The organism is Candidatus Dechloromonas phosphoritropha, from assembly GCA_016722705.1.
Lineage (GTDB): Bacteria > Pseudomonadota > Gammaproteobacteria > Burkholderiales > Rhodocyclaceae > Azonexus > Azonexus phosphoritrophus.
Window position 1 is genome coordinate 644115 of sequence record JADKGN010000005.1, and the last position, 23089, is coordinate 667203.

The 23089-nt window shown below is 59.1% G+C and carries 23 protein-coding genes and 6 pseudogenes; 6 read left to right on the forward strand and 23 right to left on the reverse strand.

Going from position 1 to position 23089, the window contains the following annotated elements:
• Nucleotides 1-172: 172 nt before the first annotated feature.
• The 6 genes from IPP03_22565 to IPP03_22590 form a co-directional block, all read right to left on the reverse strand.
• A complete protein-coding gene (locus IPP03_22565) occupies nucleotides 173-403 on the reverse strand; it encodes a hypothetical protein (GenBank protein ID MBL0355278.1) in 231 nt (76 codons plus the stop codon).
• Nucleotides 404-664: 261 nt separating this feature from the next.
• Complete coding sequence (locus IPP03_22570) at nucleotides 665-1051, reverse strand: hypothetical protein (protein ID MBL0355279.1); 387 nt, start codon at nucleotides 1049-1051, stop codon at nucleotides 665-667.
• Nucleotides 1052-1061: 10 nt separating this feature from the next.
• Nucleotides 1062-1361 carry a hypothetical protein gene (locus tag IPP03_22575; protein MBL0355280.1) on the reverse strand — a complete coding sequence of 100 codons (300 nt, stop codon included), beginning with the start codon at nucleotides 1359-1361 and terminating at the stop codon, nucleotides 1062-1064.
• A gap of 369 nt (nucleotides 1362-1730) precedes the next feature.
• On the reverse strand, nucleotides 1731-2264 hold the full coding sequence (locus IPP03_22580; GenBank protein MBL0355281.1) for a hypothetical protein: 534 nt from the start codon (nucleotides 2262-2264) through the stop codon (nucleotides 1731-1733).
• A complete protein-coding gene (locus tag IPP03_22585; protein ID MBL0355282.1) occupies nucleotides 2261-2548 on the reverse strand; it encodes a hypothetical protein in 288 nt (95 codons plus the stop codon). Before IPP03_22585 ends, IPP03_22580 begins: the two co-directional genes overlap by 4 nt.
• Complete coding sequence (locus tag IPP03_22590; protein MBL0355283.1) at nucleotides 2548-2817, reverse strand: hypothetical protein; 270 nt, start codon at nucleotides 2815-2817, stop codon at nucleotides 2548-2550. Before IPP03_22590 ends, IPP03_22585 begins: the two co-directional genes overlap by 1 nt.
• Before the next feature lie 191 nt (nucleotides 2818-3008).
• Between IPP03_22590 and IPP03_22595 the strand changes: the two genes are divergently transcribed.
• Together IPP03_22595 and IPP03_22600 are read left to right on the forward strand one after the other, a co-directional pair.
• Nucleotides 3009-3329, forward strand: coding sequence for a hypothetical protein (locus tag IPP03_22595; protein MBL0355284.1), 321 nt, complete (start codon nucleotides 3009-3011; stop codon nucleotides 3327-3329).
• 165 nt (nucleotides 3330-3494) lie between these two features.
• Nucleotides 3495-4994 (forward strand): annotated as a pseudogene (locus IPP03_22600) (IS3 family transposase).
• Here IPP03_22600 and IPP03_22605 read toward each other — a convergent pair.
• The 6 genes from IPP03_22605 to IPP03_22630 all read right to left on the reverse strand — a co-directional run bounded on the left by IPP03_22605 (nucleotide 4991) and on the right by IPP03_22630 (nucleotide 7472).
• Nucleotides 4991-5134: a hypothetical protein gene (locus IPP03_22605; GenBank protein MBL0355285.1), complete on the reverse strand. Its 144-nt coding sequence runs from the start codon at nucleotides 5132-5134 to the stop codon at nucleotides 4991-4993. The pseudogene IPP03_22600 and the gene IPP03_22605 sit on opposite strands and share 4 nt — an antisense overlap.
• Nucleotides 5131-5661, reverse strand: coding sequence for a hypothetical protein (locus IPP03_22610; GenBank protein ID MBL0355286.1), 531 nt, complete (start codon nucleotides 5659-5661; stop codon nucleotides 5131-5133). Before IPP03_22610 ends, IPP03_22605 begins: the two co-directional genes overlap by 4 nt.
• Entirely contained in the window at nucleotides 5658-6269 is a 612-nt protein-coding gene (locus tag IPP03_22615) for a hypothetical protein (protein MBL0355287.1), read from the reverse strand. Before IPP03_22615 ends, IPP03_22610 begins: the two co-directional genes overlap by 4 nt.
• A 118-nt stretch (nucleotides 6270-6387) precedes the next feature.
• Nucleotides 6388-6699: a hypothetical protein gene (locus IPP03_22620; GenBank protein ID MBL0355288.1), complete on the reverse strand. Its 312-nt coding sequence runs from the start codon at nucleotides 6697-6699 to the stop codon at nucleotides 6388-6390.
• A gap of 8 nt (nucleotides 6700-6707) precedes the next feature.
• Nucleotides 6708-7073, reverse strand: a complete 366-nt coding sequence (locus IPP03_22625) for a hypothetical protein (GenBank protein MBL0355289.1) — start codon at nucleotides 7071-7073, stop codon at nucleotides 6708-6710.
• Between the two features lie 60 nt (nucleotides 7074-7133).
• Nucleotides 7134-7472 (reverse strand): hypothetical protein, encoded by a 339-nt coding sequence (locus IPP03_22630; protein MBL0355290.1) that lies wholly within the window; start codon nucleotides 7470-7472, stop codon nucleotides 7134-7136.
• A gap of 226 nt (nucleotides 7473-7698) precedes the next feature.
• Here IPP03_22630 and IPP03_22635 point away from each other — a divergent pair.
• A pseudogene (locus IPP03_22635) lies at nucleotides 7699-8890 on the forward strand (IS4 family transposase).
• A gap of 52 nt (nucleotides 8891-8942) precedes the next feature.
• Here IPP03_22635 and IPP03_22640 read toward each other — a convergent pair.
• Both IPP03_22640 and IPP03_22645 read right to left on the reverse strand, forming a co-directional pair.
• Nucleotides 8943-10234, reverse strand: a pseudogene (locus IPP03_22640) (IS4 family transposase).
• A gap of 224 nt (nucleotides 10235-10458) precedes the next feature.
• Nucleotides 10459-11812 (reverse strand): annotated as a pseudogene (locus IPP03_22645) (IS4 family transposase).
• A 153-nt stretch (nucleotides 11813-11965) separates the two neighbouring features.
• Here IPP03_22645 and IPP03_22650 point away from each other — a divergent pair.
• From IPP03_22650 to IPP03_22660, 3 genes and pseudogenes are all read left to right on the forward strand, one after another.
• Nucleotides 11966-12244, forward strand: a complete 279-nt coding sequence (locus IPP03_22650) for an ArsR family transcriptional regulator (protein ID MBL0355291.1) — start codon at nucleotides 11966-11968, stop codon at nucleotides 12242-12244.
• Nucleotides 12245-12549: 305 nt separating this feature from the next.
• Nucleotides 12550-12942: pseudogene (locus IPP03_22655) on the forward strand (TraU family protein).
• Nucleotides 12943-12999: 57 nt separating this feature from the next.
• Nucleotides 13000-14118, forward strand: coding sequence for a site-specific integrase (locus tag IPP03_22660; protein MBL0355292.1), 1119 nt, complete (start codon nucleotides 13000-13002; stop codon nucleotides 14116-14118).
• Nucleotides 14119-14192: 74 nt separating this feature from the next.
• Here IPP03_22660 and IPP03_22665 read toward each other — a convergent pair.
• From IPP03_22665 to IPP03_22705, 9 genes and pseudogenes are all read right to left on the reverse strand, one after another.
• Nucleotides 14193-14945: pseudogene (locus IPP03_22665) on the reverse strand (peptidase).
• Between the two features lie 32 nt (nucleotides 14946-14977).
• Nucleotides 14978-16231, reverse strand: coding sequence for a BREX-1 system phosphatase PglZ type B (pglZ, locus tag IPP03_22670; protein ID MBL0355293.1), 1254 nt, complete (start codon nucleotides 16229-16231; stop codon nucleotides 14978-14980).
• Between the two features lie 370 nt (nucleotides 16232-16601).
• Nucleotides 16602-18551: a hypothetical protein gene (locus IPP03_22675; protein ID MBL0355294.1), complete on the reverse strand. Its 1950-nt coding sequence runs from the start codon at nucleotides 18549-18551 to the stop codon at nucleotides 16602-16604.
• Nucleotides 18552-18711: 160 nt separating this feature from the next.
• Complete coding sequence (locus tag IPP03_22680; GenBank protein MBL0355295.1) at nucleotides 18712-19020, reverse strand: hypothetical protein; 309 nt, start codon at nucleotides 19018-19020, stop codon at nucleotides 18712-18714.
• 136 nt (nucleotides 19021-19156) lie between these two features.
• Entirely contained in the window at nucleotides 19157-19903 is a 747-nt protein-coding gene (locus IPP03_22685; GenBank protein ID MBL0355296.1) for a hypothetical protein, read from the reverse strand.
• Between the two features lie 445 nt (nucleotides 19904-20348).
• Nucleotides 20349-21455 (reverse strand): transposase, encoded by a 1107-nt coding sequence (locus tag IPP03_22690; protein ID MBL0355297.1) that lies wholly within the window; start codon nucleotides 21453-21455, stop codon nucleotides 20349-20351.
• A gap of 407 nt (nucleotides 21456-21862) precedes the next feature.
• Nucleotides 21863-22369, reverse strand: coding sequence for a transposase (locus tag IPP03_22695; protein MBL0355298.1), 507 nt, complete (start codon nucleotides 22367-22369; stop codon nucleotides 21863-21865).
• Nucleotides 22370-22457: 88 nt separating this feature from the next.
• Nucleotides 22458-22745: a hypothetical protein gene (locus tag IPP03_22700; protein ID MBL0355299.1), complete on the reverse strand. Its 288-nt coding sequence runs from the start codon at nucleotides 22743-22745 to the stop codon at nucleotides 22458-22460.
• Complete coding sequence (locus IPP03_22705) at nucleotides 22726-22869, reverse strand: hypothetical protein (GenBank protein MBL0355300.1); 144 nt, start codon at nucleotides 22867-22869, stop codon at nucleotides 22726-22728. The genes IPP03_22700 and IPP03_22705 overlap by 20 nt, the downstream gene beginning before the upstream one ends.
• Nucleotides 22870-23089: the final 220 nt, after the last annotated feature.

Sequence of the window (23089 nt, forward strand, 5' to 3'; positions counted from 1 at the left end):
TTCGCTTACTCCTGGCATATTGACTACGCTTGCCCATCGGACTGAGCGACAGGTCGCTTTCGTCGACCATTTTGCGGTGAAATCTTCACCCACGGCAGAACGCCCCCATCAGTGTCGCGATGCCGGCCCGGCGTTCTCTTCGCGCAGAACGTAGTCGTCGCCCAATACGGCCCTAGCCCTCCGGCGCAAACCCGTTGCGCTCCCGGCAGCGTGGCGTCATCAGCTTGCGGGCGCCGGCCCTGGCGATGATCTTGCGATTGACCAGCCAAAACATTGCGGCACGAACCGGATATTCCGGGACACCCATCTGTTCGGCGATCTCGAAGGTGGTGAACGAATCGATCGGGTGTTTCTTCATCGCAGCGAACACGGTTTCGGTAGTTACGCGAATCGGCTCGGACATCCGCCCGTGTTCCGGAAATGGACACGGCCAGTATTTTCAGGCGCCTGCTAGCACCGAGTATTTACTATGACCATCGCCGGCAACCAGAATCGGCTGAAACCCGTGAGACGCGGCGCGGGCAACGCCTTTATTTCCTCAAAGTCGAGGCCAAAACCAGATACCAGGCGCTCAAATTCCGGAAGCTCTACTAACATGCGCTTCATTGGTGACATCCTCGGTACGACCTTAGCCTCGATTGCCTTCAAGCGGCGGGATATGGATTCAGTACTCATGCTTGCTGCCCTCCACTGGTAGCGACCTGGTCGAAACACTGGGCGACGATGCACCCGGCGCGACGCCAAACGCGTTGCCCGTGAGCGTGTCGAGGAATGTGGCTGGATCCAAGTCGGCCAGTACCACCTCGCAATAGTGGTCGAAATAGCGTACGCCCTCGATCGGCTCGCGCGCCTTGGCCGGTTTGACGAAGACGACGACGCCCACTTGACCACCAAGCGCCTTCGCTTCGGAAACGTCCCGCGCGTGCGCCTCCCAAGCAACCGGATTATTGCCGGCATCGCTACTCGGCTCGAACAGGATCATCACGGGCCGCCTCGGTTTCACGCTCGCCTCGTTCTTCTCCAGGCGCAGACGCATGTTGGCTGTGGTCATGGCTTTCCCTTCAACTGCTGTTCAATCGAATCCAGCGCTGCGCGAGGTCGGTGGTTTCGAGGCTGCGGCGTTGTTGGTCGATCAGGCCTGCCAGCGCTTGACCTTCGGCGGGCAGGAGGTCACCACCAGCGACAGCGGCCAGAACCTTAGCCTGCGCTGCCGAGCAATCGGCGACCCCGTTGATAGCTGGCAAGTCAATCGACATGGCACGCTCTCGAACCGCCGGCACCAACTTGTCGATCACGAGACGTGCGGCAACCACATCGCCGGACTTTGCCGCGGCAATCACTATGCGAACAACCTCGTTCAACTCGCCCTCCATTGCCGCGATGGCGAGCAATGTCGCTCGGTTTCGGCTGCCCTTCGGCCTTCCCTTCGGATTGCCGCTTTGGCCTTTGCTCCAACCTACTCCTGGTTTCCCACTCATCTTGTACTCCTCGCTGCAATAACAGCATCAAAGTCTCCACGGCCCGCCAGCAATTCAGCTGCATTTCTGGCAAAGAACGCTACGCCGCCGGGTTCACGAACGCGATCAAGAAAGAGCTGTTGCGCTTCCGATAGCCTCCCCCCAGGCGACCAAGGGCGCGTGCGGCTTTGCTAGTGTCCATTGCGAACGATGGACTCGGTGGCATTAATGTGATCGGCTGCAATATTCAGGATGTTGTTTCTCCTTCGTGGATCAATTTATTCCGTGGATTTTCTCGGTGTTGAGAACCTGGAAGCCGGCGTCTTCAAGCGCGACCAAGTCGTTCATAATTTCGGCCTCCGACTTTCCACACATGTGTGCAACGGTCCCGACTGAAAATGTCGGCACGCCGTCGTCGGTATCGCCATCTGGAGTGACATCGAATATTTCATCGAACATCCGATCCATTTCCGCCTTCCACCACGGCGGCGCCAGGCGCATCGCCGTCACGGAAGCAGCCATGAGTTCCTGACGGTCTGCTTCGTCGTCGCCGTAGTTTTGGGTTTCACAGAAACGCTTCATGGCCGCGCGAAACTCAAGACTGCCGGGGTTCAGTTGCATTGGCAAGGGCGGCAATCCAGCCGTGGCAAGCTCGGCCTCGATCTCGTCGATTACGTCTGCGGGAGCAGACAAAAAGGCATCTATTATTTCTTGGTCGATGGCATCGCCTTGCTGCATGCGTTCGGCAGCTGCGGAAAGCTTCATTAAGGCAGAAATACGCTGCACAAATTCAGGGATGGTGTTCATCTTTTCTCCTTTCGGTGAATACGGATTGCCTCAGCTTCGATTGCGAAGTAGTCGGCCCAAAGTTGGTAGCGCCGCTCGTGGTCATCGATGGCCGCTGGCACTTCAACGCCGGCGGCGATGATGATCATCAGGCCTTCGCGCAGTTGATCGGGGCCAGTCGTCAGATCTCGGCGCAGCTGAGCCTTGAACTCGGCCATGTTGGATTCGGTGAACTCACCCGTCGCCAGACGATTAGCTTCCCAAGCCTCGAAGTCATCACGTAATTTTCGGGTAACGGTAGCCATCAGAAGTCCACCTCGTCGTTTTCGGCAAACAACCTCATGGCCCTGGATTGATCGGTTGCTGCCTGCTGATACGTCTGGCTGCTACGGTCGAACCAGAGTTGTATCCGGCCCTCCCACTCGCCGTGTCTATGTTTGCAAACGATCAGCAGGGCGTCTGCTTCTGCATCCTTGCCGTGGTCGCCTTTTTCCTGCGCTTCTTCCTTGCACTTGTTGCGCCACACTGAAAAAACGTTGTCGGCCAGGTCGGTGATCGAGGCCGATCCACGCACATCGAACTTTCCGGGGGCGTCAGTTCGTCCTTGCCCTTGCGGCTGTGGGCCAGCAAATGAACCGCCTGGCCGGTGTCGTGGGCATGGGTGGCGAGCGCCAAGACGAACTGCTTCTGCTCGTTGTACCCATCTTCTGCAATGCCGCATGAAAGCAGGTTGTCGACCACCAGGTGTGTAACCCCGAGTTGCTCATGGCAGTACCTTCCAACGGCCAGGATGCGATCGGGGCTAACCTGTCCCGATTGGTCGTAGAGCCAAAGTCGGTCATTCGTCCAGTCGTGAAGGTCGTGGACGCTTCTCCGATCCGGCGCGTTGCGTCCGAATGCCTGACGGCAAAGGCGCTGCATCGTGCTGAATGGTTTCATTTCCATGCTGGCAATGCAGACGCGCTCGCCCGGTGCCATGAGGTTCAATGCAACTTGGCCGATCATCATGCTTTTGCCGTGGCCACTGATGCCCGGCCAGATGCTCAATTCGCCACCACGCAACCTGACCAGTTGATGCGTTTTTGACCATGGCAACGTCGCCCCGGTCTGATGCTGCGGGCGCTCGAAAGCCCACTGTGTCAGGATAGTTGTCCCTTTGGTCTGATTTAGACTTCAGACCAGAACAGCAGGGGCGAGGAAGAGGACGACGTGAGATATCCGAAGGAACTGAAGCAGAAAGTATTGTCGCGAATGATGGCGCCGGGGAATGAGACGGTGTCGGTGTTGGCGCGGGCGTTCAACGTAACAGAAGCGACACTGTATGCGTGGCGGCGGGTTGCCCTGGAAGCCGGGGTTGCGGTGCCGGGTGACGGGCGCAACGCCGAGCAGTGGGCCGGGCCTGCAAAGTTTGCGGTGGTGCTGGAAACGGCACCGCTAGCGGAAGCGGAGTTGGGCGAATACTGCCGTGCGCGGGGTTTGTTTGTGGCGCAGGTACGGGAGTGGCGGGAGGTGTGCGAGTCTGCCTTTATGCCGCCTGCAGGCGGCATAAAGGCAGACTCGGCGAAGGCTGACCGGCTGCGCATTCGTGAGTTGGAGCGTGATCTGGGTCGCAAGGACCGGGCCTTGGCGGAAACGGCGGCGCTATTGATTCTGAGAAAAAAAGCCGCGGCGATCTGGGGGGAAGAGGACGAATGATCGGCACCCAAGATCGCCGCGACGCGGTAACGCTGATCGACGAAGCGGTAGCGAGTGGCGCCCGGCTGTTTCGGGCCTGTGCCGAACTGAATCTGAGCCTCCCGCACCTACCGGCGCTGGACAGAAGTCCAGGGTGAGGTGAAGGCTGACCAGCGCCCTGACGCCGCCCGTCCGACGCCGGCCAATGCGCTGAGCAAGGACGAGCGGCAGCACTTGGTGGCGGTGTCCTGCCAGCCCGAGTTTGCCAGTCTGCCGCCTTCGCAGATCGTGCCCATGCTGGCGGATCAAGGCCTCTACCTGGCCAGCGAATCCACCTTCTACCGGGTCCTCAAGGCCCATGACCTCCAACATCACCGAGGCCGCGCCGCCGCGCCAAGTCATAGCGAACCAAAGCGCCATCAGGCCACCGCACCGAACCAGGTATGGGTGTGGGATATCACCTGGTTGCCGGGGCCGCTTGCGGGCACCTACTACTACCTCTACCTGATGCTCGACCTGTTCTCGCGCAAGGTGGTGGGCTGGGAAGTGTATGAGGAAGAGACGGCTGAACTGGCGTCTGGGGTCATCCGCAAAGCCAGTCTGGCTGAAGGCCGGGGGATGACGCCGCTGGTGCTGCACGCTGACAACGGCAGTCCCATGAAGGGTGCCACAATGCTGACAACCTTGCAGAAGCTCGGCATCGCACCGTCCTTCAGCCGTCCCGGCGTGTCCGATGACAATGCCCAGGCGGAAGCCTTCTTCCGCACCCTCAAGTACCGACCCGGCTATCCGGGCAAGGGATTCAAATCCCTCGACGAAGTGCGCCAGTGGGTGATGAAATTCGTGCGCTGGTACAACACCACGCACCGGCACTCGGCACTCAAATTCGTCACCCCGGCCCAACGACACCAGGGCGCCGATATTGTCGTACTGCAAGCGCGCGAAGCGCTCTACGCTGAGGCCAAAGCCGCCAAGCCGGAGCGCTGGCGCGGCCCTATCCGAAACTGGGATCGCCCCGCAATCGTGTACCTCAACCCAATACGACAACAGGATAACAAACTAAAAAAGGCCGCTTAAGTAACGTGACAACTATCTTGACAAACAACGAAAGCGGAAATTACTTGATCGACCCAGTCGCTTGCCGGGCGCACTGATGCGCCCTCATCGGGGCCGGCGAGGAAGGCGTCGAAATCGATATCGTCAGGGATCGTGTTCATGCCGCCTCCCATGCCTTGCCAAAAATTCGTCGGAATCCGGCTTGTGCCATCTCAACCAGGGCAGCGTCGAAACGGTCAGCATTCACCATGGCGCGGCACTTCGCCTGCCTGGCGATGAGCTGGCAGCATTCGCCTGCCGGCTTGTCGGTGCCGATCCCAGCCCATGCAACGCGCTGGCAGATGTCCATGCGGCGCCCACTTTTTGTGGCTGGCCGATAGCCGTTCAAGGAAACGTTCACGCCGTCCTGCCTGTCGGCGAACCACACCGACAGCGATCCCGGCTTTGCTGCCACGATGGCTTTGACGATACCGGCCAAATTTGGCGTATTGGACTCGATTATGACGGCCACTGACAGGCCTACCAACACCCGCCAGTCGTAGGCACGCTCTGCCTTGGCGATGATTACCGGGTTAGATTCACGCAGCGGACCAAGGAAGGAAACCAGCACAAGGTCTGCCGGCCGCTTACCACTTGAGCGCAGCGCAATTATTTCGGCGGCGCCGTAGGGGAGGTCTCGGGCGCTCACACTGCACCCGCAAAAATTGGGTTGTCCGATTCGGCGGATTTGGCGCCCTGAATGATTTCATCCTCCCAGCGTCGTCCGGTGAGCCAGGTTGCCGGGTGCGGGACGAACTGTCCGCCATCCTTCTGCCAGTCGGCTGATGCCTTCTGGCGTTGTAGCCCTGCCAACAGTTCATTAAGCATCTGGCCGGCCAATTTGGCCTTGGTCCATGCCTTCATGGCCCTGACCTTGTCGACCTTTTTGGGATATGACTGCCAGAAGTCAGAGAAACCACTATCCACATCGACGGCAGGCGATGAAGCAATGCGCAATTTTTGCGCAGTGCGCATTACTGGTGGTTCTTGATGGTTAACTGATGGTTCGCCTGTCAGAACAGACAGGGGTTTTGGGTACGTTTTGACAGGGGTAGCGGTACGTTTTGACACCCTGTCAGAATTGACAGCCCCTGTCAGAACGGACAAAGGGGAAGCTTTCAATACGACACGGTAGCGATTTGTGCCATGCGGGCCTTCGTTCTGCTGGACTTCAAGTTCGCCGCTGGACCGAAGCGCCGCAAGTATTTTATTGGCGTTTCGCGCCTTCATCCGGCACTTGGTGGCAAGGGTCTGCACAGAAGGCTAAGCGTTCCCCTCATCGTCGGCGAAGTCCGCGATAGCCAAGAGCATGAGCAAATCGTTGCCCTGATTGACGCTAAATTCCCATACGCGAGCCATGGTTTTGACGCTCATGCTATACCCCTACTGCGCGCGCAATGCGGCGCATGGCCGTCGAGTAGTTGCAAGATTCGACGCCTTGATTTGCCGCAATCCAAGCTGATTTTGCATACTCATAGCCAGCGATGCCGCTACCAAAGCGGCGGCGGATGCTGGCAGATGTGGCAAACTGAGCGCTGAACGTTTTCCCCTTGCCGCCCATGCCAGCCAGTGTGGGTGTTTCCTTTTTTGGTCGCATGATTGCGCCTCTGATAGAGAGACGGCACTCTTGCGCCTGGTGGAAAAACTTTGTCATCCATGGCGTTGCCATGGCTATGATCGCGAACATGGAGCCGACTACGCTTGGCCGGCCAGTTCTGATGCCGTTAGTTTTGCCTTGGGCTCAGTGCGCCCGCGTTCGGCGATTTTTGACAAGGCCCTGCGCACTTCATCAACAGGCCAGAACGAACTGCGTCCGCGTTTGATTGGTGCCGGAAACTCGCCCCTAGCGATCGCTTCGTAAAGCGATGTACGCCCGCCCGGGAAAACGCCTTTTATGCCGTGGCGAGGTCGGCTCGGTTTGTTGAATGGACGGCTCTCGCGCTTCGCCAGTTCGGCCTTTTCGGCATTGCGCGCTGCCTCGTCAGGGGTAACTTCAGGACGCCCGATCAGGGCATCGGTCCCGACAAATCCTTCTTGCGGAAGAATGGCTGGATTAATCATCTTGCGAACTCTTTTTTGTGCTGGCGCTCGCAGTTTACCGCTGTTATTTTGGACGTCCGGTTAAATGTCCAAATACGGCTTTTGGGTTTTGAGAATGCGCTTCAAGTGGCGATATTTCGATTCTTTTGAAGTTGATTTATTTTCTCTATACAGACCAAGTTCGACAATGAGAAGGTCAAGAATCTCATTTTTCTTCCTGCTGTTTTTCGGAAGAGAGAAATATCCTTTAGTTGTTGCAGATTTACGCAGTTCATCGTGGTCAATCTCAGACGGCCTATCCTCACCGATTCTGTTTGATTTTTGCGCCATAGAAAAGGATTTGTCGAACACAAATGCACCGGGATCTTTTTTCACTTGATCCATAATCTCTAAAGCAAATACGTATCTGGCAACATCCATGTCACGGTCTCGCCAAGCTTCCGGCCTCTTCCAATACCCTGTTTCTGACGACCAGACTCCATCAGAAAACCCATTCCATTACACACAAATTATCACTACTGTCCGGTCAAATGAGCACTCGAACTGCCGAGCGCCGTGACTGACGGGGCTTTCCAAGCGAAAAGGTGTGGTGTCGATTTGAAATCGGCGAAAAATGGCCCTTCGAAATTTTCTGAAGGGTGTTGCCATGAACGCCGGCAAGACACTGTTTTCCCAGTTGATGGATTTCCTGCCGTGGTCGACATTCAATCGCTATGTCACACGCTACAGCGGCGACAAAGGCGTTCGCACACTGAGTTGCGCCGAACAATTTCGGGTGATGGCCTTTGCACAACTGACATATCGGGAGAGCTTGCGGGACATCGAGACCTGTCTGTCGGCGCAATCCGCCAAGCTGTACCACATGGGATTTCGCGAGCCGGTACGGCGTGCGACATTGGCCGACGCAAACGAATCGCGGGATTGGCGCATCTACGCCGACTTTGCCGCGCGGCTGATTGTCCAGGCAAGAAAGCTCTATGCCAGCGAAGACTTGGGCCTGGAATTGTCGAACACCGTGTATGCGCTCGATTCGACCCCCATCGACCTGTGCCTGTCGGTATTTCCCTGGGCGCATTTCCGTACCACCAAGGCGGCGGTGAAGATGCATACGCTGCTCGACTTGTGACCAGAGGAAATCCCTGTGGGACGCGGCAGTATTCCCAGTTTTATCCACGTCTCCGACGGAAACTGCACGATGTCCATGCGCTGGACTTGCTGACCCCGGAAGCCGGTGCGATTTACGTCATGGATCGCGGTTAGGTTGATTTCGCCCGCTTGCACAGGCTGCATCAGGCGGGGGCTTTCTTCGTGACCCGTGCCAAATCGAACCTGAATTCCCATCGCGTCTATTCGGCGCCAACCGACCGCAGTACCGGTATTCTCTGCGACCAGACGATTGCCCTGGATGGCTATTACACCCGGCGCGACTATCCTGCCCAGTTGCGGCGTGTTCGATTCAAGGATGCCGAGACCGGAAAAACGCTCGTCTTCCTCACCAACCAGATGATCTTGCCGGCAGCAACGATCTGCGCGCTTTACAAAAGCCGCTGGCAGGTCGAGTTGTTCTTCAAGTGGATCAAGCAGCATCTTCGAATCAAACAGTTCTTCGGTACTTCAGAGAACGCGGTCAAGACGCAAATCCGGATCGCGGTGTCGGTCTATGTGTTGGTCGCCATTGTTCGGAAAAATTGAAGCTCGACGTTTCCCTCTACACTTTGCTACAGGTTTTATCCCTCACCCTATTCGAGAAAATGACCTTGCAGCAGGCGTTCCCGGGTGACGATTACAGATCCGGAGCGCACCCGGTTTGCAACCAATTGAATTTATTGGGAATCTAACCGGACAGTAGTGACAAATTATTCAAAATTACACTTCGAAGTTGAACTCGCGTCATAACGCATGAGCCTCTCTCGCGAATCTGATCCCGGCGGCGAAATCGACGACGCGTTGAAGGCCAAGCCAAAGGGTCTTCACCCCTGGCTCGCCATCGCCCTTGCGGGCCAGAAATCCGCCAAGCATCGCCACCAAGCGCACCACTTCATTGAGCCTGGGCGGCGTCTTGGGCACCTTCTTCCGATTCAGGATGTAAGCCGCTTGCCATTCGTCCTGCTCGAACAGCAAGGCTGCATCCAGGTCTGGGCAGGTACGGCCCAGGCGCATGAGTCGGGCAATCCGCCAAGCCACCACCATGAACAGCGCCAGCGCCCGTTCCAGCCGCGCCACGGTGCTCAACTGCAACGCCTCTACGCGGCAGCCGTTCTTGAGGACATGGAAGAACAGTTCGATCTCCCAGCGCGCCCGGTACCAGTCGATCAGTTCGGTCGCCGCTTCGAAAGAGTTAATCGGCCGATTGGTCAGCAGCCGCCATTCCACCGGCTTCACGCCCTCGGGGCACTTTCTTCTCGCGCCACCAGACAACTCACCTCGATCCGGCTCCCCTTGCCGTCGGAGACCGTCACCCGCTTTGCCCAGACTCGTTGCCGAACGTCCCGCGCCTTCTGTCCTTGCCGCGAAGGCATCGTGAAGCGGATGCCGCCGAGCGCTTCGCTGGCCAGGACCTCAGTCCACAGCTTGCCGCCCTCGGGAAGCGCCCGATTGTGCTGGGAACGAATCAGCCAGTCGGCGGGATGCCCCAGGCTCGCGGGCTTGCACCATCAGGGCCACGATGTCCGCCTCCCGATCCGCCACATACACCAGCCGGGTGTCCGGCATGCTGCTCGCCAACTCCGCGATGCGGGTGTAGCCCTCCGTCCAGCGGGTGCTTTCCAGCAGGCCACCTCGTTGGCCGTTCGCGTCCTTGGGTTCGCGTGCCCACATCCAGGCGTCCAGAACACCCAAGGGTTCACGCTGCGGACTGACCGCGTAGGTGGGATGCACGTACATCCCGCGTTGGGCTTCATACGAGAGCGGCCCCAGACCGGCAATGCGCTGACCATTGAAGTCGAGTTCCGTGGTGTCTTGGATGCACAGCACCACCGGATGCGCCCGCATGCGCGTTTCGGCGCTTCCCAGTGCGAGGCCAGGATGGCTTCCCATGCGATGTCGTCCTGCGCAAAACGATACGCCGCCTGGGTTTCCGCCCAGCCGCCGCAGGCTTGCGGGATACTGGCCATCGGATTGGCTGCCATGCGCTCCGCCAGCAGCACCGTGCGCTTGTCCAGACGCCGGTCGCCCAGGTCGATCGCCTTGAATTCTTCCGCTGCCCAACCCATCACATCCACCCAGCATTTCTTGCAAAGTCAGCATGTTACGCAGAGGTGTTGAAGTTGTGTGTAATGGAATGCTTCTTACCCCGGCGAACATGCAAGGAGCACAATGATGGAGCACTTGAAGCGATTCTTTCTACCCTTGTTCTTGGCGGCATTGGTTGCACTTTCATGGCTAGGTCCATCCCTTTATATACAACTCACATGACATGACGGATCTCGCGCATATGCTCTACGCCGGAGACGAAATCGCGCAAGCGCTGAATGCCGAGCCAGAGGGATTTGACGCCGGGTTCGCCGTCGCCCTTACGGGCGAGGAATCCGCCGAGTTGCGCGATCAGGCGGATGACCTAGCGAACCGCCGGCACCTTCTTCGGTGGCTTCTTCTTGTTGAGGATGAAGGCGCCGGCCCATTCCGTTTCGGAGAAGAACAGATCGGCAGACCACTGCGGGTGGATGCGTCCCAGGCGAATCAGACGGGCGAGGCGCCAGGAAACGACCAGATAGACCGCCAGCGCCAGTTCCAGCTTGCTCTGGCTGCCCAGTTGCAAGGCCTCGACCCGGCAGCCGTTCTTGAGTACATGGAACAAGGTTTCGATCTCCCAGCGGCAGCGATACCAGTCGATCAATTCGACGGCCGCCTCAAGACCGGCGACTTCACGATTGGTCAGCAAGCGCCATTCGACCGGCTTGCAGCCGGTGGGCGTTTCGATTTCGGTGGTGATCAGACAGGTCACGCGGACGTGGCGGCCGTCCGTGTCAGGAGTGGGAAGGTCGACCGCCTGGCTTCGCAACTGCTGGCGCACAATCCATTCCGGCTGCCCGTGCCGCGATGCCAGGGTGAATTCGATCTCGCCGAGCGGCGCTTCGGCAAGAGTTGCCGCCCACAGTTTGCCGCCTTGCGGCAAACAGCGGTTGTGCTCGGCGCGAATCAGCCAGTCTGCTGGCGTCCCCAACACCTGGGCGCGGTGCATCAGGCCGACCATGTCCGCTTCGCGGTCGGCCACATAGACCAACCGCGTTTGTGGCATCGTCGCCGCGGTTTCGGCGACCCGCTCGTAGCCTTCGATCCAGCGCGTGCTCTCGCTGATGCCCGGCCGGCTTCCGTCGGCCGCTTTCGCCTCTCTCGCCCACATCCAGGCGTCGATCACCCCGAGCGGTGCGCGTTCCGGCGTGACCGCATAGGTCGGATGCAGATACATGCCGCGCTGGGCTTCATACGAGAGCGGCCCGAGTCCTTCGATCTTTGGCCGTTGAAGTCCAGTTCGGTGGTGTCCTGAAGGCACAGCACGACTGGGTGTTGCGCCATGCGCCCTTGGCTGCAATCCATGTGTGGTTGCAGGATCGATCGCCAGGTCAGCCCACGCTTGCCAGCGCTGGCCTGGTCGAAGAAGCGGTAAGCCGCCAGCGTCTCCGCCCAATCCCCGCAGGCGCCCGGTATGCTCGCCGTCGGCTGCTCGGCAAAGCGCGTGTCGCCAGTTTGATCAGCCTCAGCTTCAGACGTCCGTCCCCAAGTTCAGCCCCGCCAAATTCGTCTCCCGCCCAGTTTGCCATCGCCCGATCCCCATGAAAATGGGAAGGACCAAGCAAGGGGTATACCAGATAAATTTAATCAACTACTTGCCAGGGGCGCATCGGGCGGTCAGATTATGATGAGTGAGTTGTGTATAACGAGATGGGTTGGGGGCGGCTCCCGGTGTCAAAGGGGTGAACTTCTTTGATCCTGCCGAGAAAGCCTTGCTGCAAACCATGCAACGCGGCGAGTTCAACATTCACGGTTGGCGTCGTGCCGATCTTCTCAGCTATCTGAAGCTCACTCCGTCCGCCATGTCGCGCCAACTTGCCCGACTGCGTACGCTCGGCTTGATCAAGAAAGTCACTCATACCTATCGCTACTACCTCACTCGATTGGGACGTTCAGTCGTCGCTGCGGCCTGCTCATTGACCCGCTTCAACATAGTGCCAACCATGGCTTGCGCATCCTGAATTCTTCTCATGATTTGTGATGATTGAACTGGTTAGTGACTAAAACAATCGGAAACACTAACGAGGCTCTGCCTCAGACCGACAAGTGGTATTGGTGATTTTTTGGTGGCAGTGGTTTAAGGTGGCTCCAGTCGAGCCTGCTGGGACAAGCCCAGAAAATTTGGAGCTCGAAGCTCAATGGGTCCGAAGACCCGTGGACGACTGGAGCCGGACATGACGATACCACACAGCGTAAGCGACGTTCTGGAAAATCATGTGGTGCTGGAGAGCGAAAGCATCGACCGGATGTACCTGAACGTGTACGTACCTGCACCGGCAAGTTTCCCAATCCGATCACCGACATCTGCTGGTCGTGCATCCTGCCGATCAGCATTGGAGCCGCGCGCATCGCCAACTTCGGCGACCAGGAGGACACCGACAACCCATCGAGCCCCGTCTGCAGTTGTGGCGTCAATCCGGTCATCGGCCTGTCCATCGGTTTCTGGGAGCCGGCACGGCATGTCGAAGTGGTGCGCAAACCCTTCTGCCTGGTATCGCTCGGCGGCATCGATCTCGACCCGGGCATTCCGGCGCCGGAAGCGGCGCGCTTCACCCGCCCGGAAGGCGATGGCGACGGCGGCAGCTTCTGCCAGGCGCACTTCTACGTGAACCCGGTGATGTATTGGCTGGACGTGGTGACCGACTTCCCCTGCCTGGAATAAGCGAGAGCGTGCAGCCCTCCGTGAACAGTGACTTGGGATAGGGAGCAAAAAACCATGACAGCGCACAACGCCGACAACGAACGGATCAAGCGCCGATACTTCGCCTATTTGAAAGAAGCGATGCGCCACAGCGAGCCGACGGTGGACGCGGTCGCAAAGGCCTTGGCGCGGTTCGAGGCCGATACCAAGCACCGTGATTTCAAGGCGTTTCACTTCGAGCAGGCCATCGCATTCAAGAGGCACCTGGGCGAGCAGAAAGCCCAACGATCCGGGGAGAAGCTGAGCAAGGCGACCCTGAACGCCACCTTCGCGCACGTCAAACGATTCTCCCACTGGCTCGCTGGGCAACCGGGCTACAAGTCGCGCCTTCAATATTCCGACGCGGATTATTTCAACCTGTCGGAAAAGGACGTGCGCGTTGCGACGGCCAGGCGGGAGCAGGCGGGGCCGACTGTGGAACAGGTGAAGCACGTCATCGCCATGATGCCGACCGAGAGCGCGATCCAGCGCCGCGACCGCGCCCTCATCGCGTTCACGCTCTTGACCGGCGCACGAGACAGCGCCATCGCCTCGCTGAAGCTGAAGCACGTCGACCTCGTCGCCGGCTGCGTCCATCAGGACGCGCGTGAGGTTCGGACCAAATTCAGCAAAACCTTCACAACGTACTTTTTCCCGGTTGGGGATGAGATTCGCCGAATTGTCGAGGAGTGGGTGGCGTTTCTTCAGGCTGAGATGCTCTGGGGCAATGACGATCCGCTCTTCCCGGCGACAAATATCGCACTGGGCGACTCTCGGCAGTTTGAAGCGGTCGGTCTGAAACGGGCACATTGGAGCAGCGCTGCGCGAATTCGCACGATCTTCCTGGAAGCCTTCGCCAGTGCCGGGCTGCCGTACTTCAACCCGCACAGCCTTAGAAATACTCTCGTTCGGTTCGGACAGTCGGTCTGCAAGTCCCCGGAGGATTTCAAGGCTTGGAGCCAGAATCTTGGCCATGACAAGGTTCTGACTACCTTTCTTAGCTATGGTCAGGTCGAGAGCCGCCGGCAGGGCGAGATCATTCGTGGTTTGGGGACACCACAACTCGCCGCGCAGTCAGATGTCAGCGTGCTTGCCAAGGCGCTGGCCCGTGAGCTGCGCGATTCGGGCATAGGAACGCTGGTCGATAGCACCTGAATAGTCGATGCCGATGTAGCAAGCGAATGCCGGCATGGAACTATTGGCCAACAGTGCGTTCAAGGGATCGCCAATCAAATCGCCAACGCCTTCAACAACGCATCCCGTGCATCGAGGTAGTAATGGATGGTGATCTTGGCCGCCAGATCGTCGGGCAAATCGTTCAATTGCCGCCGACTGCTGATGGGCATCAAGATGCTGGCGGCGCCTTTCTCAATGGCCGTTTCAACGACTGCCACCGGATTGAAGATCGTTTCGATGGAACCCCCCAGGTTCAGCCCGCCGGTAACGGCAAGGCCGCCCTTGATGCTCTTCTGGAGTAGCGATGAGCAAAGCGCGAGCAGCACGGCGACGCCGACCGCAGAGCCGCTCTTGGCGCTGTCAAATGCCCGCAATTGGATTGAGAATTCGTGCTGGCGAGGCTCGCGGTCACCGACAAGTTCCTTCGCGCGCGCATAGAGGTTCTGTTCGGCACAGCGGACACTTTCCCGGAAAGGTGGCGGTGCCGGTTGATTCAGAATCTTCACGCCACTGCCCGGACCTTCCGTGATGTCCACACGATACAAACCCGTATTTTCATCACCGCCTCCGGGCGCAATAACCCACACCTGCCCCGGCGGTAGCGGATCGCTGCCAATGCTGCTCTCGCTGAAAAGCTCGGGCGTGGCGACGAATTGCTCCACACCGTCCTCGCCCATCGAGTAGCTGAACTGGGTGTTGCGGAACTCGGCGGACCCGATGCGCTTCTGCTGTTCCTTGACCCGCCGGCGGCATTCCAGTGCGATGCGCAGCGCCCACTCCAGCACCTCGTCGGAAACGGGAATCTCCCAGTCCTGCGTGGACTCAATTCCCGCCACCGCTAGTTGCTGCGCCAACTGCTGGGCAACGTCCATCCGCAGACCATCTGCAAACATGACCAACCGCCCGCCGCCGTTTCGATGGGCGGGGCGCGCTTCGATACCGACTGCCCATTGTCGCGGATGAGTTGTTGCAGATGGCGTGCCGTGCCATCGAGCCAGGGCAGATAAACGGCCCGCACAATGCCCAACACCGCGCCGTGCTGTTCTGGAGACCCACACGCTGCCAGGGCAGCCAGGGCAGCGGCATCGACCCGCCAGCCCGCGCTGGCATAAAACGCCGCATACGCATCCGGGGTCGGCGCGCCGTGGGTGATCTGGCACAATCCGGCCAGTTGCGCCAAGGGTTCGAGCGCCGTTGCCAAGGGACTCAGGCCCAGCCTCTGCCAAGGATAGCGGCGCCGGCCTGCATGTTCCGCCTCCAATACGGCAACGCGACTGATGACCTCGTCCTGCGGCCGATCCACCAGCGACTCCAGCGCCTGCTGCAATCTTCGCTCTTCGCTTTCGTTGATGTTCGGCCAGACCTCGGCGGTATCGAATAGGGACGGTGCTTTGGGCGCGGCCCGCTTCAGCCATTCGACAACGCCTGAGTAATTCGCGGGTGCCTCGGCGAAGCGCTGCCAGACCTTGTTCCATGGATTGCCCCGTCCGGAAAGAAGTTGAGCCGCCTTCAGTGGGCCGTCCTTGTCCGGATCAAAGCTGAAATCCGACTTGCATTGCTGACAGAAGGCTTTCCATTCCACTACCGAGCGACGCTGTTTGAACGCCTCAGGATCACCCAGCCAGCGCAGCAGCAGCCCTGTCGCATCCGGCGCCACCAGCCCGTTGAAATACTCCGAATCCAGACGCTTGCCCTGCAACTGGGTCAGCGGTTCGACCAACAAGGTCGGCAACGCACCGGCCAGCGCATCGAGCGTCGCCTGATCCTTGGCCACATCAAGATTGAGACCGCCGTGGCTGGACACCAGAAACGCGAAAGGCGTCCACTCCTTGCCATTCACGTGCAGCCACATCATGCCGCGATACTGTAAATCAACCAGCGCCACCAGTTCCTGCGGACAATCTTCGGCGGCCCGCAGCGTCTCCCGGCTGATGCCTGGCAGGTAGAAAATCGGCGTGGTTCCGCCAGCGGGCGCACCGTCAACGAGCCGCGCCTCGATGCAGCGCAGCCACAGCGCCGGGCCGGAGCGTTTTTCCGGCGCATAACTGCCGAGCACAAACAACTCCGGCAGCAGGGACTGCAAATCCGGCAAGACGGATTCCCATATGGCCAGGATTTGGCAGACGCTGTCTGCCAAATCAGCGGATAAACGGTGTAAAACTGGCGGCACTGGCGCAGGGTGCGCGGGGCCAGGTCGCGTATGCCGCCTGCGGCCAAGGCCTCGGCCAGCCGGTTGACCATCGCTTCACCATAGGTGGCACGGTCGGCCCCTTGTTGCTCGTATTCGCGGATGTACCAGCCAATCACCCAATTGCGCAGCGTGAGCGTGGTATTGATGGTGCGGCTGACGGCGGCGGCGCTTTGCGCATGCGCCTGCTCGATGGCCGCCACCAGCGAGGTGAAATCCATGCTTGGGCTGGCCTGGGCAGCTTGTGGCGGGCTGATAGTGGGTTTCTTTGCGCTCATTGCCGCGCTTTCTGTTCCCTGGTCAGATGCACGTCATTCACGCGGTCGCCGGTGAAGGTGCTGCCGTGCCAGAACCAGGGAAACTCCGCTTTGGCTCGCTGCGGTTCCTTGCCGCGATCCTTTTCCCATTTGATGTTGGGCTTGGCGCGCAGCAGGCCGGCGCCTTTCTTGCCGCCGGGGATGTCTTTGGCGAGGAAGGGGCGGATGTTCATGCGCACGCCGTCGTTGAGGTCGGGATGCCAGCCGATGGCTTGCTGAGCGAGCGGCTTCCAGCGCACGAAAATATCGTAGGGCGGTTCGCCTTCGAGGATCAGCTTGAGCACGGACTGCAATTGTTTTGCGGACTGGAGACGGGCGTCGCTGCCGGCCTCACCGGCGTCCACGGCGGCTTGCTGGCGGCGAATCCAGTCGCCGAGGTAGGCGTAGGTGAGCTTTTCCAGATTGGCGTGGGTGAGCTGGTGATAATTCACCAGCGCGCTGAAGCCACTCTTGTGGCCATCCCAGAGGTGCCAGATGAACGGGCGGTTGTGGAACAGCTTGCAGTGCTGCTCGAAAAATCCGTTGCGCAACCAGTCTTCCAGCGTCGAGCCGGCGTAATCCACTTGGGCAAGCAGTGCGGCCTGCTGGGTGGCGTTCCAATCCTGGCCGTAGGCGCGGGCGAGGAGTTCGCGCAGGCGCTCGGCAGCCGCAGCTTCGCCCTTGGTGGCGGAGAGGCAGACGATGCCGTCTTCATCCGCCAGCGTTTCCAGACCATCGGGGGCAAGCGCCGGGCAATCGGGAAAACTGGAACCGGTCTGGCGCGGCCATTGGTAGCCGAGCAAGCGGGCCACGGCCACCTGCAACGGCTGGTCTGCACCGGCAGGGTGGCCGTTGAACAACCACTGCATCGCGTCGCTCGAAAACGGCTTGGGCAAGCCGTGCGGATACTTCTCCGCCGCCACCTTCTGCCAGTGCGCCAGGTCGAAGGGGACTTTTAAGAAGGTCACGTTTGTGATCTTCATAGACTGGTCGATCCTTCGGACTTCATCGCGAAACTTTTCGGATGAAACAAACGCCCAAATTGGCAAAAGGGTATCCGTGCAACAGTGCTCGGCGATCTCCTGGATGTCATTCGCTCGCTGGATTTTTTCGCCAATGAATTGCTGAATTTCATCCAGCACCAACAGTGTGCAGGGAAGTTGCCCGCCCGGTCCGAAAATTTGCCGCACCACGTCGAGCGCATCCTCAATCGACGGGGAATTGTTGTCCTTGAACTGATCCCGGATGGCGGCTTGGGCATTGGCGGCGGTGGCATATTTTGGCTCGGCACTGACCAGCGCTTCAGCAAGGGGCATGGAAAGCTTCAACAGCAGGACTTCGCGACCGAGTTCGCGGTTCTGCTGTTTGAGGGCGTCCGCCACCTTGGCTTCGAGCCCGGATGAGCGCAACCAAAGAATGAATTTCGCCTGCGCCAGATTCTCTGGCAGACCGGCCGCGCGCAACACCAGTTGGATAAAAGCAAGACGGACGTTATCCATGGAACCGGCGCCCAGCGTGCCAGCAGCCGCGCGCAGGCCACCCATGGCCCGGCTGCGGGTGCTCAACTCCTTGAGCAGATCGGCGATTTCCGCCGGCAGCGTGACCAGCGAGCGGGCGGTGGCGCCGTGGGCAAAGTGATAGTCTTCCCACAGGTAGCGCAGCACTTTGACGAGATGGGACTTGCCGCTGCCAAAGAAGCCGCTGACCCAGACTGCCTGCTGCTCGGCTTGCCCCAAGCCAACGAGATAGGCTTTGAGAATCCGCTCCAACCCCCTGGCGTATTCGCCGTCGCAGACAAAGGTTTCCAGCTCGAAGCGCAGCGTCTTGATCTGTCCCTCGTTGTGGCCGATCTCGGCGACCTTCGAGACGCCGTTGTTGAGCAGCTCAAGGGTCGTTGGATCGCGAAAATAGAGTTCTCGGTTGCTCATGGGGGAATTCATTGATTAATGAAGCTTTCGGTGGAGGTGATGGGAACGGCCATGTAGTTGAAACCATCGCGCGCATCCATGAAACGATAGACGTTGCCGGCGTATTCGCCCGGAAACAAGATCAGCAAGCGACCGCGCACGCTGTCCTCAACACTTTCAATCAGGCGTGAGACCGCATGAAGTCGAACAGCGATGCCAAGCCGGTGACGGCTACGACCGTGGCGGCATCTACATCGTCAGGGCTACAGGCTTGGCGTACCCGTTCAACGGCCAGGTCTTCGAGTTCGCTATGGGCGCTGAAAAGCTCGGGTTCGGCAAAGATGCCCTCGCGGATTTCGTGGGCCGAAATCCATTCCGGGAGCAATCGTGTGAGGTCAACGGTGATCCAGCCGTGGTTAGCCTCCAGGGTGAGCGCTTCAAACTGCGGGATGCGTGCGCGTACCCGCCGTTCTTCAGCCGGTGGATACACCGCGAACCAGACGCGTTGCTTACCCGAAGAGTGGCCTGCCAGGGCAGACGCACCTGGCGTGAGTAGTTGGTCAGCAGCCGGTCTATGGCGCTCAGATGGTTGGACCTGAAATTCAGCAAGCAGCGGGAAGCTTAGTTCAACGACCTCCCCCCACCGCCCGCAGGTTGAGTAGGCCGGCACGATGGGCCTCTTGGCCCATTGCTCTGGCGCGGTCAGGGTTTAATCCCAAGAGGGAACACCACGGACTGGAGAAGATCGCGACGCCGTGGTAACCGGCGACATCACCAAGGAAGATGGCCATGGTGACGGCCTGTACAGTTGCTTTGATCTGCTGGCGGACCTTTTTAGTACGTCCGACGAGGTGCCCTGACTGAGTCCATGAGGACGCGGCATGGCGTGCGGTCTGATTTCGACTCAGTTCTGAATACTGATCCGGGAATGCGGCTTCAAACGCCTGTGCCAAGCTGTCTGTTTCAACGTGATCGCCTACTGACGTATCCATGATCGGCGGGGTCGTTGCCCGGAAAAGTGGATCACGCGCCCAGGCTACCTGCACCGCGAGCAAAGGCAGGCTCGCCGCATCGATAGAATGGAGCTTGCGTAGGAGTCCAAAGATTGGCCTGGCCTCGTCGAGCGAATACAGTTCGCGGAGGCGTCGAAGTGATTCCTTGCGTGTGCTGTCCGTGGCCTTGTCCAGAATATTTCGCTGAAGAATGGCGTCGCGGTAATCGGCAGCGCCAGAACCGATGGGAACTGCCCCCAGCACCGCTTCAAGCTCTGCCAGCATCATGGTCCGGCTGATATGCGCGCCACCGGAAGAGAATTTGAGCCCAAAAGACTCCAGCGCTGGTGTGGCAGCAGGAAAAGCGCTATTGACCGGCATCAGGCTGTTTCTTGTTTCAAGTGGCGGTGTCTGGTATGGAATTTCATGGAGATTGAATATTTTTCGGGTGTGCTAATTTACTGCATCGGGCAACCCAGTCCAAATAAATGGTTTTCCGTTTCAATCTTGCGCCATCTGCCAAGTAACACACAGTTCTCGATAACACTGCACGCCGCCTCGTTCCCGATACGAAATCCGCTCCCCCATTGAGGCTGTTTTGCTCTATTGCCTGGTATGGCTTAACGTACGATTGAGCCTCTTGCAAAACTCCCTCACACGAAGTGCTGCGCCACACTATCGGCCTTACTGAAGCCGATTTTTGCTTCTGAAACGTAAACTCCGCGCCTAACGCTATCCGTAAGTCATATTTCTTGTGATCCAGTGCAAAGTGCTCTCTGCACCCTCAAATGCATCGCCTGGAAATCAGGGGGGCAGCGCGTATTTTTCATTGTCGCAATCGCATTAACTGATCAGCGGCCAGTGCCAGGATACCGAACATCAGATGGCTCATGACTTTGACGGCCCCTTGAACCCGCAACGTGGTGCCGCCGAACTCATCCTTGAGGCGCGCATTGCTGCGCTCCGCCACTGTGCGCTCGTTATAACGAACCGCGTCTGCGGGTTCAAATTCTTCTTTGAGGCCGCCGCGCGGGTTATGGTCAATCAGCGGTACATGATTCAAGCTTCGGCTGTGCTCATGCAACACCAAACTGCAATAGGCGGCGTCCATCACATCGTAAAGATTCGTGACGCGGCCTGCGCTGATCAAGGAGAGCGGAATCGCCGCCCGGCTGTCGTGCATCGAGGCCGACGAGAGCAAGGCCGCGACAGGGACGCCACAATCGGCCGTGTCGATATGAAGCTTGTAGCCGTTCCAACTGACTTTGTAGCCTTGCGCATTGCACTTGGTGCCGCGATCACAGGCCGTCGGTATCTCGGCCAACATCTCAGACAAGATCTGCTGGCATTGCCGTTCAAGCGGCGAGTGCTTGGCCGGCGGACGCGCTTCACCCCGCGCCGGACGTCCCCGCTGTTTCCTTTCGCGGCTGACTTTGGGGGGCTTGGTTCGGGTCGGCCGCTCACGGGCAGGAATGGCGGTCCCATCGCGACTGATATGCCCGATCAATTCATCGCCAAGATGGGTCTGAATGAGTGCCTCATGAACCCGTTCAGGCAGACGGTGTTCGGCAAATTCGGCAAAAGCGCGGGAGAACGTTGCTTCGGAGGGCACCTTCTTACACATCGGAAACCCGCAAATACGGCGCAGGGCGCGATCAATCGTCAGGCGCTCGATCAAGGCCTTCGTCGTACTCAGGCTCAAAACGGCTTTGGCCACAAAGGCATTGGCCAACCAGGCGCGTTCGCTGGGCGGGCGGCCAATGCCGCACCACGACGAAGTCACGAAGTCCTCAATTCGCACCCAATCAAGCGTATGAATCACCTGCTCAAGCTTGGGCGTCATCATGCTGACCTCGTGACGCAGTTCGGGGATAAGTTCATGCTGAATCACATTCCAGCGTTGCATGATCAGGTCGCGTTGGGTAGCATTCATGGGCGGGCGTTATGATGTTTGGCTTGGTAACCGCATCATGCCAGAAATGGCCGCCCGTCCTTCCTTCGATCCGCTTGCCGGAACGAAAAAATCCTCAGCGGAGCCAGGGTTTTGCAAGAGGCTCGATTTTTTTGTCGTTTCGTGAATTGACCCCAAGGTTCATGGGGGATGGCAACAGGATTTGAACCAGCGACGGCATGTCCGCGCAAGCGCTGGCGTTGCCATTACTCGAAAACGACCGTACTCTATGGGCAATCCTCGTGACTTAGCATCTTGTCATGGAGCGGTTTTGTAGGCATGAGACTTGTGTGGCTTGGGTCGAATAGGTCGCGGTCGGTTTCGGTTGGGGATGAATTTTTGAAGGTTCAGGACAATCTCAGAGAACAGTGCGGCGACGATGCGCGAGGTCAAGCGAAGGCGGCCGGTGAGCACGCAGGGCAGCAGGCGGCGCAGATGCGAGAAAGCCAAGGTGCGATTGATACGCCACGGCGAATCTGGGGCGATGAGGTGCTCGTGGCCAGATAGACCGCCAGCGCATTGAGGTTGTCGCAGAGCATCTTGGCGCCGACGTCCTGACAGGCCGCGGGCAGAGTCAAGCCAGACGTATGCTCAAGCGACAGGCGATGCTTGAGGCGCTTGAAGGCCTCTTCGATGCGCCAGCGCCGATGATAGAGATCTGCGAATGCAGGCGCCGGATACTGCGCACTGTCGAGCAAGGACGTCATGAGCACGCGCACCTTACCGGCGGGTGTCACTTGGCGGATCAGGCGCACGGTCGAGGCCTGGCGGGGACACTCGTAATCGACGGCATCGGCAATTCGGCGGTGGCAGGGTCCCACGGTGTCGTCCTGGCCGGAGCGCATGAACTGCGTGATGGCGGCAAAGGTCGACGCGACGAATCGCAGCGCATGCAAGGAATCTCCCGATGCAGCAAGGCGGCCACCAGCCACGCGCCCGGGTAACCGCGGTCGCAGCAGCAGCATGTCGTGGCGGTCAATCCGGTCAGGCGCTCGAACAGCATCTGCCGCTCACCAACCAGGGGCTGTGCAGGATCAGCGAAGCGAACAACTCGATGCCCGGACGAAACAAGCCGATCAGCGTCGCCTCGCGCACCGCTTGCCCTCCGCGTTGAGCAAGGTCAAGCGAACCTTGGAGGCATCGGCGGCCAGGAACCCGCAATCCCTGCCAGAGCGGCTGACCGGGAAGGGCTTCATCGACCAGCCGCAGCAACTCTGTGTTGAGCGGATCGAAGACATTCGCATAGAGGCGGCTACGCGCCTTCGAGAACACTGGCGGTCACCACCCGAGACAAGCGGGTTCGCCGCGCCAGCAGCGTGAAGAACGCATCGGGTTCGCCCTGCACGGCCCCACGCACCGCTGGGCGGAAAGCGATCAGATCGGTGAAGAAGGGCAATCCACGGCTGCGCGTGAAATTCCGGGAATCACGGCGAAACCGCTTCGCGAAAGCTGTGCTCTGAATGAAGTCCCGTAAGCCTGAAAAGCACATTGACATATTTAGGACGGCATATTTAACCTATAAATATCAATCCGTTACGAGACCCAATTCTACCCCGATAGGCCGGCTTATCGCGGCGGCTGTAAAATATGCAAACGCGCTAAGTCAAGAGGATTGA

Excerpts from the sequence above, each read along its gene's own strand:
- IPP03_22580 (MBL0355281.1), bottom strand. The coding sequence starts at position 2,264 with ATGAACACCATCCCTGAATTTGTGCAGCGTATTTCTGCCTTAATGAAG.
- IPP03_22630 (MBL0355290.1), bottom strand. The coding sequence starts at position 7,472 with ATGGATGTTGCCAGATACGTATTTGCTTTAGAGATTATGGATCAAGTG.
- IPP03_22620 (MBL0355288.1), bottom strand. The coding sequence starts at position 6,699 with ATGTTCGCGATCATAGCCATGGCAACGCCATGGATGACAAAGTTTTTC.
- IPP03_22690 (MBL0355297.1), bottom strand. The coding sequence starts at position 21,455 with ATGAATGCTACCCAACGCGACCTGATCATGCAACGCTGGAATGTGATT.
- IPP03_22625 (MBL0355289.1), bottom strand. The coding sequence starts at position 7,073 with ATGATTAATCCAGCCATTCTTCCGCAAGAAGGATTTGTCGGGACCGAT.
- IPP03_22660 (MBL0355292.1), top strand. The coding sequence starts at position 13,000 with ATGACAGCGCACAACGCCGACAACGAACGGATCAAGCGCCGATACTTC.
- IPP03_22595 (MBL0355284.1), top strand. The coding sequence starts at position 3,009 with ATGGCAGTACCTTCCAACGGCCAGGATGCGATCGGGGCTAACCTGTCC.
- IPP03_22675 (MBL0355294.1), bottom strand. The coding sequence starts at position 18,551 with ATGAGCAACCGAGAACTCTATTTTCGCGATCCAACGACCCTTGAGCTG.
- IPP03_22565 (MBL0355278.1), bottom strand. The coding sequence starts at position 403 with ATGTCCGAGCCGATTCGCGTAACTACCGAAACCGTGTTCGCTGCGATG.
- IPP03_22570 (MBL0355279.1), bottom strand. The coding sequence starts at position 1,051 with ATGACCACAGCCAACATGCGTCTGCGCCTGGAGAAGAACGAGGCGAGC.
- IPP03_22585 (MBL0355282.1), bottom strand. The coding sequence starts at position 2,548 with ATGGCTACCGTTACCCGAAAATTACGTGATGACTTCGAGGCTTGGGAA.
- IPP03_22685 (MBL0355296.1), bottom strand. The coding sequence starts at position 19,903 with ATGCCGGTCAATAGCGCTTTTCCTGCTGCCACACCAGCGCTGGAGTCT.
- IPP03_22605 (MBL0355285.1), bottom strand. The coding sequence starts at position 5,134 with ATGAACACGATCCCTGACGATATCGATTTCGACGCCTTCCTCGCCGGC.